The sequence below is a fragment of the Actinomadura kijaniata genome (genome assembly GCF_014138665.1).
In the GTDB taxonomy this organism is placed as follows: Bacteria; Actinomycetota; Actinomycetes; order Streptosporangiales; family Streptosporangiaceae; genus Spirillospora; species Spirillospora kijaniata.
Map to the genome: position 1 here is coordinate 147,149 of NZ_JACJIA010000001.1, position 17,527 is coordinate 164,675.

Consider the following 17,527-nt stretch of genomic DNA (forward strand, 5'->3'; position numbering starts at 1 on the left):
CCATGAGGCGTGTCACGGCGGTTCTCGGTGCGTTGTTCCTCACTGCCGGGGTGGCGGGTTGCACCGGCGAGGAGAAGCCCCAGCAGCAGGGCGGCCCGGCGGCCAAGGCGGAGAGGACGGCCGTCGCGCCGCAGCGTCCCGCTCCGACACCCGCGGCGCGGCTGGGGGCGGTCTCCCTGCCCGCGCAGCCCGGACCGCTCGTCGACCTGGTCGCCCGGCAGGTGAAGGCCGCCGGGACCGTCCGCGCCCAGCTCACCACCAACGGCGGCCAGGGCTCCGACGGCGTCCAGGAACAGACCGTCGTGCAGTTGCGGACCAACGCCTCCCCGCCCGAGGCCCAGTTGATGATCGTCGACAAGGATCCCGACGAGCCGAGCACCACCGAGGCGGTCGTCAGCGGCGGCGTCATCTACACCCGTGTCGACGGGCAGGAGCAGCGTCCCGGAAAGCCCTGGGTGCGGCTGTCCCGGCAGGACGCGAGCAACCCCGAGCTCGGGCCGTTCGCCAAGCTGCTGACCAGCCTGGTCGACCAGGTGGAGAGGACGCTCGGCGAACTGTCCGCCGACACCGGGCTGACCGTCGTGCGCCACGGGACGTTCAAGGGCGAGCCGACGAGCGAGACCGTCGACGGGACGCCGACACGCCGTTACCAGGGCACCACCAAGACCGCCGACCTGAAGGGCGGCGACAAGGGCGTCGAGGCGCTGACCGGGCTCGGGCTCAAGGAGATCGGCTGGACGCTGTGGGTGGACGACAAGGGGCTGCCCCGCAAGTTCGAGGCGGGACTGGCCACGCCGCAGGGCATGAACGTCCGCCAGTCGGTGACCTACCGGCAGTGGGGCGACCCGGTGTCCATCACGGTGCCCCCTGCCGACAAGGTGCACCTCATAGGTTCCTGACCGGCGTCAGGAAACCTTGAACGAGGCCAGGACCTGCTCGGTCTGCGCGGGCAGCGAGCCCTGCTCGGCGGCGAGGTCCACGAAGCAGAACCGGTTGTCGCCCATGGGGACGCGCACGGTCACCTCGTCGGTGGTGACACCGTCCCTGCCCGCGCTGGTGTAGGCCGCCTTGAACGCGGGACGCCCGCCGACCGTCAGGTCGGTGATCCGCGCGCCCTTGTGCATGGCCTGCGTCTTGGCCTTCAGCTGCTCCATCGACGCGCCGATCGTCCCGCCCCGGTCGCATCCGGCGGACAGGTGGGGCGCGAGCCCGGAGGTGACCGAGGAGTCGATCGCGAAGACGATGCCCTGCTTCTTCTGCTGGCCCATGAGCTGCTTGGTCAGCTCGCCCAGGTCCCCGGTGAGCCGGAACGTGGTCCGCACGACCTCGGAGGTGTCGGTCGTCGGATCGACCTCCTTCCATCCGGCGGGCAACTGCAACGTGACCCCCGCGGCGGCCCCGCCGAGCCGGGAGCCTCCGAGGGCCTGTTCGGACGGAGTGGTGGCGGGCGGGACGGCGGTGCCGCCGGCCGCGCTCCCGGTGGGCTTCGTCCCCGGGGCCTTGGCGTCATCGCCGCACCCTGTCAGCACCGCCGAGGCGACACCGCCCATCACGCAGAACGCGGCCACACGACGAAGCATCCTGACTCCTCACCAATCACGATCAATGCGGACGGGACACGCTAGCAGCGCACATCGGCGAACTTCACGGCTTGTGCGGCAAATAACAACTCATGGAGCTGAAAGCTGTTTTCAGGGCTCCATGCTCTGTTCCGGAGCACATCACGGTCAGTGACTCGCCAGGGCGAAGCGTAGGACGTGCGGAAGAAAGGCGACCAGAACCTACGGCGGTTCGAGCGGTTTCATCGTGCCGGAGGCGCGCTCCGACGTGGTCGGATCTTTCCGGCGAACGGCTGACGGCTTCCTGTGCGCGGGAGGGCTGATGAGCTATATACCGCACGGTGGCCGTTGAGTGACAATGCGGATAAGGGCCGCCTTTGGGTCTTCGGGCCCTGTTCCGAAGGCGCCGCAGCCGCTTGACTGCCCGTTCGGGGTGCCGACCGAGCGGAGCTGACGGGTGTTGCGGCGTCTGGGGGAGCGGGGCGAGGGATCACTGTCGTATCTGGCGGTGATCGTGCTGATCGGCGCCGTGCTGGCCGCGGTGACCGTGGTGGCGATCCCCGAGAAGATCACCGCTGGGATCAACGCCGGCATCTGCCGGGTCACCGGCGACAAGAACTGCGACAAACCCACTGGCCAGGGCCCCCGATCCCAGGAGGCGGTCCCCTCGGGGCAGCCGACCTCGGTACCGCCCGGCCAGGAAACCCCCCAGCAGCGCGAGTACCGCGAGGCGCTGGAGGGGCTGAAGAAGGCCAACCAGGACGCCGAGGCCCTGGAGAACGAGTGGAACAACTTCGATCTTCTGAAGGAGATCGGCAAGCTGGGGTTGGACTTCCTGGCCGGCGACATCATCAAATGCGTCGAGAAGCCCAACTTCAGCGACTGCCTGTGGGCCCTGGTGGGCATCGTCCCGTGGGGCAAGATCGGCAAACTGCTGAAGTCCATCCCCAAGATCGTTAAACTCATCGACCGGTTCCTGGACCTCAAACGCCGCCTGGAAAAGGCTCGCGACGCCCGGAAGAACGCCAGGAAACGCGCTTCCACGGCCTGCACGGTCCCGCAGCCCGGCAACAGCTTCGTCGCCGGAACGCCGGTGCTGATGGCCGACGGGACACGAAGGCCCATCGAACGCGTCCGCGTCGGCGACGCGGTCCTGGCCGCGGACCCCGCCACCGGCCGGGCAGGAGCCCGGACGGTCACCCGCCTCATCGCCGGTCAGGGCCACAAACACCTGGTCGGCCTCATCATCGACCTGGACGGCGTGCCCGGCGGACCGAACGCGCGTGTCACCGCCACCTCTGGCCACCCCTTCTGGGTGAACGGGGCCGCCGCCTGGATCGACGCGGACGACCTCCTCCCCGGCGACGCGCTGAGCGGCACGGATGGCGGTCGCGCGCTGGTGCTGGCCAAGCACCGCCGGGAACGCGTCGCACGCGTCTACAACCTGACCGTCGCCGACCTGCACACCTATTACGTGCTCGCGGGTGGCACGCCGGTATTGGTGCACAACTCCGGAAACGGTTGCTTCTCGACGCGTACGGAGAAGGCCAGCGATCTGGTCGACAAGTACACTGAGGGCCAGTCGACCCGGGACCCGGCGTCCCAGTGGTATCACGAGGAATTGAGCAACGAGGAACTCCTGGACTCGATCAACAACGCTGAAGAGGGCGACGGGATCCTCGTCTCGCGAGACGGTCAGATCCTCGGAGGGCATCACCGGATGGATGAGCTCCTCAGGAGGATCAGGGACGGGCGCATCGACCCGAACACGGAAGTCCGTATCGAGGTCTATGGCGGGGAGTGACGCTGCGTGGCCATCATTCACCCAACCGATCCCGACTTCCGCGTGTGCCGGATCGGTTTCGATGCGCTCCTTGAGATCCAGGCCGAGGCGGAGAGCCGGGGCTGGGCCACTCGGTGGTCGTCTGTGGCCGCGCTCCGCAGCCAGGTCAAGGAGGATTCCGTCCTCCTCCAGTCGCTGATGAGGGAGGAGCGCGAAGGGGAGGTACGGGCCTACCGGTGCCTCGTGCTGTTTGCCAGCGCGGCCGGCGGAACCGCCGGTGGAATCACCACGATCGACCTTGATCCGGCGAGGTTCCGTTCACTGGAACGGCTCGATCGGGATCCTGATGTTCGGAAGGCGCTTGCTCGGCTTTTCACCCTTGCGCTGGGCGGAATTTCCGCTCTATCGAAAACGTAGGCCGCCGGTTTCCGGGCTCCCGGTGCCGACCGCCGAGGCCCTGCCACCTGCCAGATCGACAAGCCGGAGCTGACGTCGATGCAAGGCCGAGCGCTTCGGCGTGTCGCAGGCGAGAACCTGGCCGAACGCCTTGAGAAGGGGGTGTCGGGCTTTCCGGGTCCCCGTCCGAGGGGCGAACGGCGGTGGGCTCGCGTCGCGCGACCGGATCGATCGCCTCACGACTGATCGCACGGTCCTGGCCCTCGGCGGGCGTTGGTGCCACCGCCCCGAGCAAGCCGCCTGGCCGTGCCGCCGGACTGTGGCGGTTCCGGTCGCGTGCGGACGACGGATCCCGTGGGAACCCGGCGTCGCCGGTGACCGTCTGAACGGTGCTCGGCTCGATGGTGCGCGCGGTCGGGTTCATGGACCGCGGGTGGCAGGGGGCGGCGGGCCTTGGCTGGTCGATGGGTGAGATGGTGATCCTGGGTGATTGGTCCAACTTTGGGCCCTAGGGCCCTGTTCTTCCGGTGTTGCGGATGGTGCAATGCCCTCACGGGGGTTGGCTGCGTGCGTGATGGGAGCTGTGACGAGCGCGGCGCGGTGTCGTCGACGGGGAGGCGGGCCGTGACCGCACGGTGCCGGCGGAATGTCGTCCGATATATTCCCTTATGGGCGTTTTGATGCTCATGGGATAAGGGCTTGATCCGGGGCGTGGAAGGCCGTTATCGTCTTCGCGCCCTGCAGGGCTTATTGGATGCTTGGCGCTGTTTTGACGTCACAGTGAAAAACGGGGAAGGACATGCACGTGAGGCCAGTACCGGCCCAGGAGTGCGCATGACCGCCATTGTGATCGTTGGGGACTTCCCCGGGACCGGCATCATCTCCAAGTCGCTCGCGCCGCGGATCGGGGAGACGGCGGACGCCGCCTCGTCGCTGGCCTTCCTGGACCAGATGACGTACGCGTTGCAGCAGCGAGGAGCCGTGCTGGTCCTGCACCCGAGCTGGCGGTCCGACGCGGCGGTGAAGCTGGTGCGGCAGGCTCGCTTCCTGCTCGGCACCGACCGCATCGCCCGCGTTCCGCTGGATCTGCCACCGCTCGCCTTCTCTGTGGTGGCGGACCAGATGACGTTCCTGGCGCCTTACGTCAGGGCAGGGGTGCTGGCCAGTATCGCGCCGACGTTGGCCATGCGCGTCCGCGCGGGTGCCTGGCTCAACAGCGTCGCCAAGCTGGAACACGGCAGGACCGGACTGGGCCAGCACATGCTCTCCTACATGCCGGGGAGCGGCTTCATGGTGTTGGCCGGCATGGGCACCACCGTGCATCGGATCACCTCGGCGCAGCCGGTGGCCGATATCGGTCACCTCCCCCTCGATCCCGTTCTCGTTCTCGCCTCCGACCAGAACGGCGACAGGGACTGGCTGCAGAACAAGCTCGGACCCGCGGCGCGCGCCACGTCCCTGACCCTCGTCAACGAGCAGCCGCTCAGCACCCAGTACTGGGGCACCAAGAAGTACACCGAGTTCGTCGCTTTCAGCGGTCACCGGAATGATCTCCAGCAGGTGATCCAGATGACGCGCTGCAGGCCCTGCTCCTGGTGCGAGGAGCCGACCGCCCTGGCGATCTGTGCCTTCTGCGGCTGCGTCCAGCCCGGGACCGACACCGCGCACCCCCGACCGGCCGCGCCTGCCACACCCGCGGCTCCGGCAGGGCTTGCGAACCCGACGGGACACGCCCAGCCCGCGCCGGCGCCCGGACCGACGTCCGCGCCCGCGCCGCCCCAGCCCGCGGTCCCGCCCCGGCCGGCGCCCACACCCGCGGTCGCGCCTCAACCCATGGCCCCTCCGCAGGGGCCTCCCGCCCCCCAGCAGGCTCCGCAGCCTCACCCCGGGAACGCGCCGGTCTGGCCTCCGGCTGAGCCCGCACGCCCGCCCGAGGCCGGGTTCCGACCTCCTGCTCCCGCTCCCGCCGCGCCGGAGCCTGTGCCGCTGTCCGCGCCCACGCCCCTGTCGGCGCCGGTGCCCGAGCCGCAACCCGTCGTCCCTCCCCGAGGAGACCCGCCCCGGCCCGCTCCGGCGGCCCCGCGGAACCCCCAGGAGGGGACACGGTTTCCGGAGGCACCGGTGACCAGGCCCCAGCCCGCCCCGCAGACCTCCGAAGGCGGCAACGGCCCCCAACCGGCGCGGCCCTCACTCGTCAAACCTTCGGCCGCGCCCGCGCGTCCTCCTCATCAGGAGCCGCGACCTCCCTCCGAACCGGAGGGAACCGAGGGCGCGGAACCGCCGTCCGACCCCACAGACCCTCCCGCCCCTGACAGCCACGAGGAGCTTCGCACCGGGACGATCGAGTTCCGGGCGATACGGCCTCGATGACCTGACGCCCTTGTAGGAACGGAGCAAGATGAACCCCCGCCAACGACGTGGTGTGCTCTTGATGGTCGTGGCGGCCCTTGGGGCCGTGTTCGTTTTCGTCTCGGTCATCGGCTACGTCGGCAGGGTCCAGGCCGACGCGAACGCGGCCGTCGGCGAGATGACCACCGTCTTGCAGATCCAGACGGACGTGGAGGCGTTCCAGCCGATCGCCGCCGCGGCGGTGCGCGAGGTGCAGATCCCCAAGAAGTGGGCCACCAACGCGTTCGTCACCCAGCTGGCCGACCTCCAGAACAAGGTGGCCGCGGGTCGCATCCCCACCGGCGCCTACCTGCAGCAGGGCATGCTCCAGGACAGGCCCGCGCTGCGCCCCGGGCAGCGGGAGATCGCCGTGATGATCGACGCTGAGACCGGTGTGGCCGGCAAGGTCGTCAACGGATCGATCGTCGACGTCTACAGCACCTTCGAGTCGGTCGCCGGTTCCCGGAGCGGACCCTGTGCGGTCCGCATCCTCAGCCGTGTCCAGGTGATCAATGTTGGACCGGAGCGGCAGGTGACCAACGACAGGGCGCAGCAGCAGAGCGGCGGTGGCGGGGTGACCAGCGGCGCGCTGCCGGTGACGTTCGCGCTGACCGGTGACGAGACGCTGCGGCTGACCTACGCCGAGGCGTTCTCCCGCAAGCTGCGCCTCGCCCTGGTCGGCGGCCAGCAGGACCCCAGGCCTCCGGCGAACCAGCTCTGCCAGACTCCCACGGTGGGCAAATGAACGACATCAAGATCCTGCTGGCCAGTGACGACCAGGAACTCTTCTCGGCCTTCCGCGCCGTCATGGGTGAGATGCCGGACTTCGAGCTGGTCGGGGTCGGAAGGAACTCCAACGAGGCGCTGGGACTGGTCGCCACCGAGCACGATCTCGACATCGTTCTGATCGACGAGAACATCGGGCCGACGCCCGCGCACGACCTGGTCCGCGAGATCTCGATGCGCCGTCCCAACTGCGCGGCGGTGCTGCTCAGCACGTCGGTGGACGAGAACGTCCTCACCCGTGCCCTCGAAGCGGGCGCGCGCGGTGTGCTGTCACGGCAGCCGAGCCTGGAGGAACTGCAGACCCGGCTGTCCACGGCGGCGGAGTGGGCGCGCGGCATCAGCCGGTGGATCGGCGGCGGGCAGGCCGAGACCGTCGGTGGACGGCGCGGCCGCATCGTCGTGGTCGCCGGATCCAAGGGCGGAACCGGAACGACCACCCTCGCGGTGCAGCTCGCGTTGACCGCGGCGGCCAAGAAGAACCGCTCGGTCTGCCTGGTGGACATGGACCTGCAGTCGGGGGACGTCCCCAGCTACCTCGACATGGTGCACCGGCGCACCATCGCCGACCTGGTCGAGGTCGCCGGTGAGATCACCGGGTCGATGCTGGCCGACACGCTGTTCGTCCACCCCGACGGGCCGCACGTGCTGCTGGCCCCGGTGGAGGCGGAGCAGGCCGAGGACGTGACCGCGCTCGCCGCCCGGCAGATCCTCGGCGCACTGCGTTCTCGCTACGACACGGTGATCGTGGACTGCGGGACGTTCATGACCGAGGGCACCGTCACCGCCGTCGAACTGGCGGACAAGGTCGCCCTCACGGTGACGCCGGACCTGCCGAGCCTGCGCTCGGCCAAACGCATGGTCCGGCTGTGGGCACGGCTTGAAGCACGCAAAGGCGAGGAGGTCGTCGCGGTGCTGACCCGGCAGACCCGGAAGAACGAGATCCAGCCCGACTTCGCCGCCCGGATCCTCGGGCTCCCCCTGGCCAAGACCACCATTCCCCCGGCGTTCCGCGCGCTGGAGAAGGCGATCAACAACGCGTCGCTGAGCAAGGTGGAGGACGACGCCTTCCGCAAGGCGGTCCTGCAACTCGCCGGTGAACTCGGCATTGTCGACGGAGAGCCGGCCGACGGGGGCGGCAAACGGATCAAGGCGGGGGCGCGATGAGTCGAGGCGCCCGTCAACGTCCCCGGCGCCGCTGGGGTTTCTGGCCCGAACTGCCGAGGTCGGAACGCGACCGCGGCCAGGTCGTCGAGTTCACCGGCATGCTCCCGTTCATCCTGCTCGTGTTCGTCGCGGTCTGGGAGGCGTTCCTGATCGGGTGGTCGATGAGCTACACGACCCACTCCGCGAACGAGGGCGCACGGGTCGCCGCCGTCGGCGGCGACCAGGAGGAAGTGCGGGAAGCCGCGCGGAAGCGGGTCGTCGGCAGCTTCGCCGACGACGAGAACTTCAAGGTGAAATATCCCGTGGGCGCGCAGTGTGACGGCGCTGGCCCGCGTGACCCCGACTGCGGCTACGTCCGTGTGTCGATCAAACCACCGCTGGTCTTCGAGGGCCTCAACCTGCCGATCACCGTCAGCCACCGGGCCAGGGTCGTCTACGAGGGGAAGGGGTGAGACGCCGGATGCGCAGTGACGAGGGGGCTGCCGCGGTCGAGTTCATGGCCTGGATCGGGTTCGTCCTGGGCGCGATCTTCTGTTCCTACGAGGCCTACACCGCTTTCGCCACCGTCGAACAGGTCGAGAACGCCACCCGCACGGGCGCCCGGGTCGCCTCGATGCACGGTGTCGCGCTGAACGAGCCGACCACCAAGAACGGTCCTGGAACCCGCGCCGCCCAGGCCGCGCTGCCCGATGTGATCACCGACTCCGAGGTCACCGTCGAGGCGCTGACCGGCGACGCGGTCCGCTGCACGGTCCGGGCCAAGGTGCCACTGATCGCCGACGGACTGCACCTGAACATCACCGTTCGGCGGCGTGTAGAGATGCCGGTGGGATGACATGGGACTGAAGAACCGCAGAGAGAGCGGTACCGAGCAGCAGCAGGTGGGTCCGAGTATCGGGCACTGGCGGCAGCGGCTGCTGGAGGAGGTCAACCTCGACGATCTCGCACGGCTGGACATGGCGCAGCGCCGCGCCCGCCTGGAGAAGGTCATCGGGCACATCCTCACGCGCGAGGGCCCGGTGCTGTCGGCCAGGGAACGGTCCCTGCTCGTCCGTCGCATCGTGGACGAGGCCCTCGGCCTGGGGGTGCTGGAACCGCTGCTCGCCGACCCGTCCGTCACCGAGATCATGGTCAACGGCCCGGACAGCGTCTACATCGAGCGTCTGGGCAGGCTGACCCGCCTCGACATGGGCTTCGCCAGCGAGGCCCAGCTCTACCAGACCATCGACCGGATCGTGGCGCAGGTCAACCGCCGCGTGGACGAGTCCAGCCCGATGGTGGACGCGCGACTGCCGACGGGCGAGCGCGTCAACGTCATCGTCCCGCCGCTGTCGCTGGTCGGCCCCGTGCTGACGATCCGGCGTTTCCCCCGGGCATTCCGGATGGACGAGCTGGTGAGCATGGGCGCCCTGGACCACTACACGGCGATGCTGCTGGCCGCGTTCGTCAGGGCCCGGCTCAACATCGTCATCGCGGGCGGTACCGGTACCGGTAAAACGACGTTCCTCAACGCGTTGTCGGGGTTCGTTCCGGGCAGCGAACGCATCGTGACGATCGAGGACTCCGCCGAACTCCAGCTCCAGCAGGACCACGTCATCCGGCTGGAGTCGCGCCCGGCCAACATCGAGGGTGAGGGCGCCATCACGATCCGCGACCTGGTCCGCAACGCGCTGCGCATGCGCCCCGACCGGGTGATCGTCGGTGAGGTCCGTGGCCCGGAGACCCTCGACATGCTCCAGGCGATGAACACCGGTCACGACGGCTCGATGGTGACCGTGCACGCCAACTCGGCCGAGGACACCATCTACCGCATCGAGACACTGGCCTCGATGAGCGAGGTGAAGATCCCCTACGACGCGATCCGGGACCAGATCAACAACGCCGTGCACGCGGTGGTCTTCCTGGACCGTGCGCTGGACGGATCCCGCCGGGTCGGCGAGGTCGCGGTGGTGGCCTCCGGACGACGCGAGGCCATCAGGCTCACGTCGATCGTGCGTTTCGAGCCCGAGCCCATCGGCCTGGACCGGGTGGTGCGGGGCCGTTACGTCTACCAGGAGCTGCCCCGGGATCTCATCCACAAGCTGGTGTTCTCGGGCGAGGCGGTGCCGCAGGTGTTCGGCGGCGACGCGGCTCCACCCGCGCCGCCCGGCCAGCCACCCGCACCCCAGGGGCCGCCGCCCAGGGCGCCCGGGCCGTTCCCGAACGGCACGGCCTCCCCGGGCCGGCCGACGGCGCCGCCTCCCTCGCTGGGCGGTTCGTCGACGAACGGCACGGGTCCGGCAGGAGGAACCTCATGAGCTATCCGATCGTCCTGTTGTCGCTGTTCGTCACCCTGGTCATCGCCATCCTCGGCATCTGGCAGTTCGGCATGGGCCTCGACCAGCAGCGCGAGCAGGCCGCCCGAGGCTCCCGCGGCTTCAACGAGCGGAAGATGGCGACGCGGCTCGACCGGTGGGACGCGCGCCTGCGCCGGACCACCATCGGGCGGCAGATCAACCGGCGGATCGCCGCGTCGGGTCTGCGCGTGCGGCTGTCGATCTTCGTGCTGACGATGACCGGTGCGGCCGTGGCCATCGCGCTGTTGCTCAGCCAGGTGCTGTCGCTGTTCCTCGGCATCGTCACCGCCGTCGGCGTCGGCCTGGCGTTCTTCGGCTTCCTGCGCCAGCAGGAGAGCCGGCGGGTGGAGGAGTTCATCGGGCAGCTGCCCGAGCTCGCCCGCGTCCTGTCCAACGCGGCGGCGGCCGGGCTGTCCATCCGCACCGCACTGGAAATGGCGGCGGAGGAACTCGACGATCCCGCGCGCACCGAACTGACGCGCACCGCCGAGGCGCTGCGTCTCGGCCAGGCGTTCGACGACGCGATGACCGAACTGCGGGACCGGCTGCCGTCCCGGGAACTGGGCGTCCTGGTGAGCACCCTGGCCGTGGCCTCCCGTTCCGGTGGTTCGCTGATCACCTCCCTGCGCAACATCTCCGACACGCTCGAACAGCGCAAGGAGACCCGGCGCGAGGTCAAGACCATCGTCGGTGAGTCGGTGGCCGCCGGGTGGGCGATCTTCACCATGGGCATGGCGACGCTGTTCGGCATCGCCTTCCTCAGCCCGGGCGCGGTGGACCGGATGACCGGCTCCCTGATCGGGCAGCTCGTCCTGCTCATCTCCATGAGCCTGTTCGCCGGGGCTCTGCTCATCATCCGCCGGATGACAAGGATCGACCTGTGATCGCCCTCGCGCTCTCCGCCGCCGCCGCGCTGTTCTTCCTGCTGTTCGTCTGGGGTTTCCATCTGCGGGCCACCGGAGCGCAGGTGGGCAGCGAGGAACTGGTGGGGCTCGTCAAGAAGCCCAAGAGCAAGGGTTTCGGGCCGCTGGGCGGGGTCGCCGAGCCGTTCGCCGGACCGTTCACCTCGATACTGCTGCGCACGATGAGCCCGGCGGCGCGCGGCAAGCTGAACCGCCGCATCGAGCGTGCGGGCCGCCCCTACGGCCTGACGGTGGAGGGGTATGCCCGCAACAAGGCCGGCACCTTCGTGCTGCTCGGCTCGGTCGGCGTGGTCATGCTGCTGTCCGACCAGCTGTTCATCGCCGTGGCGCTGTTCGCGATGGGCTGGTTCCAGACCGACATCGTGCTGTGGAACCTGTCCCAGGAGCGTCAGCAGGAGATCCAGAAGAGTCTGCCCGACTTCCTGGACGTGCTGGCGGTGACGGTCACGGCGGGCCTCAGCTTCCGGCAGGCGCTCAGCCGGGTGGCCGAGAGCATGCCGGGCGCCCTCGCCCAGGAGATGATGACCACGCTGCGGCAGATGGACATGGGAACTCCGTTCAGGCAGGCTTTCGAGGATCTGCGGGCCCGCAACAACAGTGATCAGTTGTCGAGCTTCGTGACGGCGATCCTCCAGGCGGAGGAACTCGGCGCGCCGCTGGCCAACGCCCTGGCGGATATCAGCATCGACATGCGCCGTGAGGCCGCGCAGCTGGCGCGCCGGAGGGCGCAGCGCGCCGAGCCCAAGATCACGATGATCACCACGTTCATGATGGTCCCCGGCATGCTGATGCTGATCCTGGCGGCGCTGTACTTCGGCATGAACGCGGGGGGCAGCGGTGTCCTCGGCCCGTGATCCGCTGAGCGGACTCTCCGGGGCCCGGCTGGGCGGCACCTTCCGGCTGCTCATGCAGGTGCGGGTGCTCGCCTCGGCGGTCGCTCTGCTGCTGATCCCCGAGGAGAGGCGGACCCCCGCGGCCCTGATCATGCTCGCCTGCGTCGGGGTGCTGTCCGCGCTGGCGCTGTTCGGATGGCGGGAGATCGTACCCAGGCTCCTGGAGTATCCCATCCTGCTGGCCCTGGATTCGCTGGTGGCGTACGCCGCGCTCGAAGTGGGCGGGGTGCTCGGTCCCTTCTTCCTGGTCACCGTCATCACCTCGACCCTGGCGGGTCTGCTCTACCAGTGGACGGGCACGCTGCTCATCTGCCCGCTTCAGGTGCTGCTCTACTACACCGCCGCGGCTGACTCGGAGTGGGTCACCACCTTCCAGACCGCGGTCGGCATGCCGCTGTTCTACTTCGTCGGCGGATTCGTGGGAACGGCGTTGCGTCGCCTCTTCGACGAGTTCACCATCGCCGACGAGGCCCGCCACCGGGCGGAGGTCGCCGCGGCCGCGGCCGAGGAACGCACCCGCCTCGCCCGGGAGATGCACGACTCGCTGGCCAAGACCCTGCGGGGGATCTCGATGGCGGCGACGGCGCTGCCGACCTGGGTGACCAACTCGCCCGAGCGCGCCTGCGAGGAGGCCAGGAGGATCGTCGCGGCGGCCGAGATCGCCGCTCGGGAGGTCCGGGAGCTGATCGCCGAGCTGCGGACCGACATCGTGCGGTTGTCGCTCGCCGACGTGCTGACGCAGACCGTGTCCACCTGGGCGGACGACACGGGAACGACGGCCGAGGTGGACGCGGACCCGGAGATCGACCTGCCTGTCCGCGACCGGCACGAGGTCGTGTCGATCCTCAGGGAGGCGCTGGAGAACGTGAAGCGGCATGCGGACGCCTCCATGGTCCGGGTGCGGCTGGCACGGGAAGGGGAGTCGGTGACCCTGACAGTCGCCGACGACGGCCGTGGCTTCACGATGCCTGAAGATGTGGACGTCCTCGCCCAGGCGGGCCATTACGGGGTCATCGGCATGCAGGAACGCGCGCTTCACGCGGGAGCCGTGCTCAGCGTGAGATCACAGCCCGGCGAAGGGACCACCGTCACGGTGACCATTCCGGCATCCACCGGTGCCGAGGTGCCGACGTCATATCTGGAGATGGCATGAGTCTGGTTAAGGTCGTGGTGGCCGACGACAATCCGGTGGTCCGTTCGGGCCTGGTCTCGTTGCTGGAGGCGACCGGCGTCGCGCGGGTCCTGGCCGAGGCGGCGGACGGCAGGCGGGCCATCGAACTCACGGAACTGCACCGGCCGGACTTGGTCCTGCTGGACGTGCGCATGCCGTTGCTGGACGGGGTGACCGCCGTGCAGACCCTGAGCAAGATCACAAAGGTGCTCATGCTCACCTACACCGACGACCCTGAGGTCATCCGCGCGGCCGTGCGCGGCGGTGCCAGCGGCTATCTGGTGCACGGCACCTTCGGCGTCGACGAGCTGGCCGCGGCGGTGCGCGACGCCGCCGCCGGTACCGGCAACCCGCTCTCCCAGGTCGCCATCACCGCCCTGATGGACGCGGTGAAGGAACCGGCCAAGCCCGGTCCGCGCAACGGTGACCGCGACAAGTACGGCCTGTCCGCCCGGGAGGTCGAGGTGATGGACCTGATCGCCCAGGGACGGGCCAACCGGGAGATCGCCGGCGCTCTGTTCCTCACGGAGAAGACCGTGAAGAACCACGTCAACCGGATCTTCGCCAAACTCGCCGTGGAGAACCGCGCGGCGGCCATAGCGCGGTGGCTGGGCACGGCGGTGGGGGACCGGTGATGGGTCTTGAAGGTGGGTCCATCTTGGGCCTTCGGGCCCTGGGGGGGTGCTCCCCGATTCCGTACCTTGAATGGCGTGAGGATGAGCCGAAAAGGGGAGTGCGGAGAAATGGACCTCGAAATTCGTACCCGTCGCGAGATGGCGAAGTCGGACCGGGGAGAGGGCGCGGTTTCCTACATCGCGGTCATCATCCTCATCGCCGCCATTCTGGGCGCGATTGCGGTGTCGGGCATCGGCCAGAAGATCGCGAACGGCATCGGCACCGGCATCGACAGGGTGACCAGCACCCAGCCGAAGGCCTCCTGACCTGCTTGAACGGCCGAGAGGCCGGACGGCGCCGGGACGCAAAGCACGGCGACAAGGGGGAACCGGATCCGGTTCCCCCTTGTCGCCGTGCTTTGCGCATTGTACGGTGCCCTGTCGAAAAGATCGCAAAGAAGTCGGTTCAGTGCGTGGAGGGTCGTTGACGTGACTTCCGCTCGGAAGCTTGGAACCATCACCGCTGCCACGGTTCTCATCTTGGCCGGGTGCAGTGACGATGGCGGCGGGAAGAAGGGTACGGAGTCGAGGCCCCCGACGAGTGCGTCGGCCGGTACGGGTAAGTCGTTCGATCCCAACCAGCCTCCCCTGCGGTCGCGGTCGATGGGTCTGCCGGGGACCAAGCTCGATCTGATGGCTCTGGATCGGGTGACGCCCACCGTGGTGGTGGCGCGCTGGCGCCTGCACAACACCACCGCCGCCGAGTACAAGGTGGACACGATGCTGAAGGCGCCGGCGCTGGACAACCTGCTGGACCAGAACGCCGCCTCGGCGCTGTCGCTGGTCGACTCGGTCAACGGCAACCGGCACTTCCCGCTGTCGGACCCCTATGCGGGCTGCCTGTGCACCCGGGGGGCGATGCCCATCGCGCCGGGCGGCACGTTGGATGTGGTGGCGGCCTTCCCCGCGCCCCCGGCCCAGGTGACCACCATGGACGTGGTGTTCCCCACCGCGCCGGTGTTCCTGGACGTGCCGCTCGGCAGCCGCCCTGCCGAGATGCTTCCGGTGACGGCCACCGCCAAGGCCGATGTGAACGCCCCCACCTGGAAGTCCCGGATCCGCCCGCTGGTCAACACGGTGGACGATCCGGTCAAGTCCCAGGACGACGACGGCAAGCAGCTCAGCGTGCGGCTGTCCTCGGATGTGGTGTTCGCGGTGAACAAGGCCGATCTGAACGACAAGGCCCAGGCGGTGCTGAAGGAGGTGGCGGCCAAGATCGACCAGTCGCCGGGCTCGACCGTCAAGATCGACGGTCACACCGACAACAGCGGCACCGACGCCATCAACCAGCCGCTGTCGCAGCGGCGGGCCGACAGCGTCAAGGCGGCGCTGGAGAAGCTGGTCACCCGCACCGGCGTCACCTACCAGACCCAGGGCCATGGTTCTGGCAAGCCCATCGCCACCAACGACAACGCCGCCGGGCGCCAGACCAACCGGCGGGTCACCATCTCCTTCGACCGTCCCAAGCCCCCCGCCCCGGCCACCCCGTCCCCCGGTGCCGCGCCGGCGGCCTCGGGTCGGCCGTTGGGGACCGCGCCGGTCGGCGCGCCGCCCGTTGCCCACGAGAACTCCTGGCCGGCCAAGGGACAGGTGCGCATCGATGAGCTCAAGCGTGATGCCGATGGGTATGTGTCACTGGTCTGGACGGTCCGCAACGACGATCCGGCCAAGAAGATGAACATCTGGACCGCCTTTGAGGACTATCGGGGGACGTATCTGAAGTCCAGTACCGAAGGGGTCGTGCTGTCCACGCCGGCCGCCCGGTACCGGCTGGTGCGCGACACCGACCGGCTGGCGGTCGGCCCCCTGATGGTCGGCATGCCGCTGGGCGACTACGAGGTGGTCAAGGACGAGGAGTACACCTTGTGGGGGATGTTCAAGGTGCCCGCCGAGGTCACCAGCCTCACCGTCGAGGTCCCCGGCTTCAAACCGATCACCAACCTCCCCATCGGCTGACCGGCGCCTCCCCGTGAGTTCGACTGCCACCGATGACGCGGCGCGGAAGGAGCCGGACCAGAGCGACTTCGCGGAGCCACGGTCGCGCCCGGGACGCGTCCCGGGCGCGACCGTGCTCGTGGGCGCGGCCCTCGTCGCGGTGACCTTCGGTGTGGGTCTCCGGCCGCTCCAGGACAACTCCTTCCTGTGGCATCTGCGGACCGGGCACTGGATCCTCCAGAACGGCGTGCCCCGGGAGGACCCCTTCTCCTTCAGCGCGCAGGGTGAACGCTGGGTGGCCCAGTCCTGGCTCGCCGAGGTCCTGTACGCGGGCCTCGACGAGCTGGCGGGGCCGATGGGCATCCGGCTGTCGCAGGCGGCCCTCGGAGCCCTGATCGCGCTGTCCGCTCTGGGGCTGGCGCTCCGGCTGACCCGTGCTCCGGTGCGCGCCGCGCTCCTGGCCACGGTGGCCGTGGGGGTCTCGTTCACGCTGTGGTCGAGCAGGCCCCTGCTCCTGGGGCTCGCCGCCGCGGTCGCGCTGCTGTGGACGGTCGAGGTTCCGGACTCACGGCCAGGACGCCGTCCGTTGCTGGTCATCCCACTCGTGATGTGGCTGTGGGCGAATCTGCACGGCAGTTTCGCGCTCGGCTTCGTCTATCTCGGCCTGTGTCTGGCGGGTTCCTGGCTGGACGGACGGCCGCCCGTACAAGGGCGGGAACGCGCCCTGGCATTGGGCGGCCTCATCGGCTTCGCGGCGTGCTTCCTCAACCCGTACGGCGTCAGCCTGGTCACGTTCCCGGTGGAACTGCTCGCCCGGGGCGACGCGATGGAGAACATCGTCGAGTGGGGCTCTCCGGACTTCCGTTCCATGCAGGGGGTGGCGTTCGCCGCCTTCCTCGCGGTCTTCGTCGTGGTGGTCGCTTCGGCCCGCCGCCGCCCTGACCGCCGTGATCTGTTGGTGGCCGTGCCGTTCCTCCTGCTGGGGTTGTGGGCGCAGCGCAACATCCTGCTGGCTCCGCTGATCGCCCTGCCCGTGCTCGCCCGGCTGGTGGCGGTGACGGAGCCGCGGGTCGCGCGCCGCGGACCGGCCAATCTTCTGCTGCTCGGGGCGATCGTCCTGCTGGGAGCGCAGATGGTCGGCCAGGGGCTGCGTGCGCCGGACTTCGCGCTCGACCAGCGCTACCCCGTACGGGCGATGGCGGCCGTGGAGCGGCAGGGGCTGCTGGGGCGGCGGCTGCTGACCACCGACGAGTGGGGCGGTTATGTCATCCACGCGTACTGGCCCCGGCAGCGCGTCTTCCTCGACGACCGCTACGACATGTACCCGACCGGCCTGGTCCACGACTACACGCGGCTGTCGAAGGGCAAACCCTCCTGGTCGCGGATCCTCGACAAGTACGCTCTCGACGTCGTGGTATGGCCGAGGGACACGCCACTCGTGTCGCTGCTGGAAGGGACGTCCGGCTGGCGGGCCGTCCACCGGGACGACCAGGCCGTCGTCTTCGCCCGTTCCTGACCC

At 69.3% G+C, this 17,527-nt stretch carries 17 protein-coding genes; 16 read left to right on the plus strand and 1 reads right to left on the minus strand.

Annotated elements, in window-relative coordinates; translation table 11 throughout:
- The first annotated feature begins 2 nt into the window (after positions 1-2).
- A complete protein-coding gene (locus HNR61_RS00680) occupies positions 3-899 on the plus strand; it encodes an SCO4651 family lipoprotein (protein WP_182841159.1) in 897 nt (298 codons plus the stop codon).
- Positions 900-905: 6 nt separating this feature from the next.
- On the opposite strand, the gene HNR61_RS00685 is transcribed toward HNR61_RS00680, so the two are convergent.
- Positions 906-1,580, minus strand: coding sequence for a hypothetical protein (locus HNR61_RS00685; RefSeq protein ID WP_182841160.1), 675 nt, complete (start codon positions 1,578-1,580; stop codon positions 906-908).
- A gap of 487 nt (positions 1,581-2,067) precedes the next feature.
- On the opposite strand from HNR61_RS00685, the gene HNR61_RS00690 reads away from it, so the two are divergent.
- The 15 genes from HNR61_RS00690 (at position 2,068) to HNR61_RS00760 (ending at position 17,524) form a co-directional block, all read left to right on the plus strand.
- Positions 2,068-3,363 carry a polymorphic toxin-type HINT domain-containing protein gene (locus HNR61_RS00690; protein WP_182841161.1) on the plus strand — a complete coding sequence of 432 codons (1,296 nt, stop codon included), beginning with the start codon at positions 2,068-2,070 and terminating at the stop codon, positions 3,361-3,363.
- A 6-nt stretch (positions 3,364-3,369) separates the two neighbouring features.
- Positions 3,370-3,759 carry a hypothetical protein gene (locus HNR61_RS00695; RefSeq protein WP_182841162.1) on the plus strand — a complete coding sequence of 130 codons (390 nt, stop codon included), beginning with the start codon at positions 3,370-3,372 and terminating at the stop codon, positions 3,757-3,759.
- Positions 3,760-4,572: 813 nt separating this feature from the next.
- Positions 4,573-6,108: a hypothetical protein gene (locus HNR61_RS00700; protein WP_182841163.1), complete on the plus strand. Its 1,536-nt coding sequence runs from the start codon at positions 4,573-4,575 to the stop codon at positions 6,106-6,108.
- Between the two features lie 61 nt (positions 6,109-6,169).
- Entirely contained in the window at positions 6,170-6,871 is a 702-nt protein-coding gene (gene cpaB, locus HNR61_RS00705) for a Flp pilus assembly protein CpaB (RefSeq protein ID WP_067830966.1), read from the plus strand.
- Positions 6,868-8,076, plus strand: a complete 1,209-nt coding sequence (locus tag HNR61_RS00710; protein WP_182841164.1) for a CpaE/TadZ family protein — start codon at positions 6,868-6,870, stop codon at positions 8,074-8,076. Before cpaB ends, HNR61_RS00710 begins: the two co-directional genes overlap by 4 nt.
- Positions 8,073-8,528, plus strand: a complete 456-nt coding sequence (locus HNR61_RS00715) for a TadE/TadG family type IV pilus assembly protein (RefSeq protein ID WP_182841165.1) — start codon at positions 8,073-8,075, stop codon at positions 8,526-8,528. The genes HNR61_RS00710 and HNR61_RS00715 overlap by 4 nt, the downstream gene beginning before the upstream one ends.
- 8 nt (positions 8,529-8,536) lie before the next feature.
- Positions 8,537-8,911 (plus strand): TadE/TadG family type IV pilus assembly protein, encoded by a 375-nt coding sequence (locus tag HNR61_RS00720; RefSeq protein ID WP_067830973.1) that lies wholly within the window; start codon positions 8,537-8,539, stop codon positions 8,909-8,911.
- A 1-nt stretch (position 8,912) separates the two neighbouring features.
- A complete protein-coding gene (locus HNR61_RS00725) occupies positions 8,913-10,373 on the plus strand; it encodes a TadA family conjugal transfer-associated ATPase (RefSeq protein WP_182841166.1) in 1,461 nt (486 codons plus the stop codon).
- Complete coding sequence (locus HNR61_RS00730) at positions 10,370-11,296, plus strand: type II secretion system F family protein (RefSeq protein ID WP_182841167.1); 927 nt, start codon at positions 10,370-10,372, stop codon at positions 11,294-11,296. The genes HNR61_RS00725 and HNR61_RS00730 overlap by 4 nt, the downstream gene beginning before the upstream one ends.
- Positions 11,293-12,189 (plus strand): type II secretion system F family protein, encoded by an 897-nt coding sequence (locus HNR61_RS49785; protein ID WP_182841168.1) that lies wholly within the window; start codon positions 11,293-11,295, stop codon positions 12,187-12,189. The genes HNR61_RS00730 and HNR61_RS49785 overlap by 4 nt, the downstream gene beginning before the upstream one ends.
- Before the next feature lie 52 nt (positions 12,190-12,241).
- Positions 12,242-13,381, plus strand: a complete 1,140-nt coding sequence (locus HNR61_RS00740) for a sensor histidine kinase (RefSeq protein WP_182841169.1) — start codon at positions 12,242-12,244, stop codon at positions 13,379-13,381.
- On the plus strand, positions 13,378-14,034 hold the full coding sequence (locus HNR61_RS00745) for a response regulator transcription factor (protein WP_182841170.1): 657 nt from the start codon (positions 13,378-13,380) through the stop codon (positions 14,032-14,034). Before HNR61_RS00740 ends, HNR61_RS00745 begins: the two co-directional genes overlap by 4 nt.
- A gap of 108 nt (positions 14,035-14,142) precedes the next feature.
- Positions 14,143-14,340, plus strand: a complete 198-nt coding sequence (locus HNR61_RS00750; protein WP_182841171.1) for a hypothetical protein — start codon at positions 14,143-14,145, stop codon at positions 14,338-14,340.
- A gap of 366 nt (positions 14,341-14,706) precedes the next feature.
- Positions 14,707-16,029 (plus strand): OmpA family protein, encoded by a 1,323-nt coding sequence (locus HNR61_RS00755; protein WP_182841172.1) that lies wholly within the window; start codon positions 14,707-14,709, stop codon positions 16,027-16,029.
- A gap of 13 nt (positions 16,030-16,042) precedes the next feature.
- Positions 16,043-17,524, plus strand: coding sequence for a hypothetical protein (locus HNR61_RS00760; RefSeq protein ID WP_182841173.1), 1,482 nt, complete (start codon positions 16,043-16,045; stop codon positions 17,522-17,524).
- Positions 17,525-17,527 lie beyond the last annotated feature (3 nt).

Coding starts and splice junctions, on each gene's coding strand:
- HNR61_RS00680 (WP_182841159.1), top strand. CDS start 3: ATGAGGCGTGTCACGGCGGTTCTCGGTGCGTTGTTCCTCACTGCCGGG.
- HNR61_RS00685 (WP_182841160.1), bottom strand. CDS start 1,580: ATGCTTCGTCGTGTGGCCGCGTTCTGCGTGATGGGCGGTGTCGCCTCG.
- HNR61_RS00700 (WP_182841163.1), top strand. CDS start 4,573: ATGACCGCCATTGTGATCGTTGGGGACTTCCCCGGGACCGGCATCATC.
- cpaB (WP_067830966.1), top strand. CDS start 6,170: ATGGTCGTGGCGGCCCTTGGGGCCGTGTTCGTTTTCGTCTCGGTCATC.
- HNR61_RS00710 (WP_182841164.1), top strand. CDS start 6,868: ATGAACGACATCAAGATCCTGCTGGCCAGTGACGACCAGGAACTCTTC.
- HNR61_RS00715 (WP_182841165.1), top strand. CDS start 8,073: ATGAGTCGAGGCGCCCGTCAACGTCCCCGGCGCCGCTGGGGTTTCTGG.
- HNR61_RS00720 (WP_067830973.1), top strand. CDS start 8,537: ATGCGCAGTGACGAGGGGGCTGCCGCGGTCGAGTTCATGGCCTGGATC.
- HNR61_RS00725 (WP_182841166.1), top strand. CDS start 8,913: ATGGGACTGAAGAACCGCAGAGAGAGCGGTACCGAGCAGCAGCAGGTG.
- HNR61_RS00730 (WP_182841167.1), top strand. CDS start 10,370: ATGAGCTATCCGATCGTCCTGTTGTCGCTGTTCGTCACCCTGGTCATC.
- HNR61_RS00740 (WP_182841169.1), top strand. CDS start 12,242: ATGCAGGTGCGGGTGCTCGCCTCGGCGGTCGCTCTGCTGCTGATCCCC.
- HNR61_RS00745 (WP_182841170.1), top strand. CDS start 13,378: ATGAGTCTGGTTAAGGTCGTGGTGGCCGACGACAATCCGGTGGTCCGT.
- HNR61_RS00750 (WP_182841171.1), top strand. CDS start 14,143: ATGGACCTCGAAATTCGTACCCGTCGCGAGATGGCGAAGTCGGACCGG.
- HNR61_RS00755 (WP_182841172.1), top strand. CDS start 14,707: ATGGCTCTGGATCGGGTGACGCCCACCGTGGTGGTGGCGCGCTGGCGC.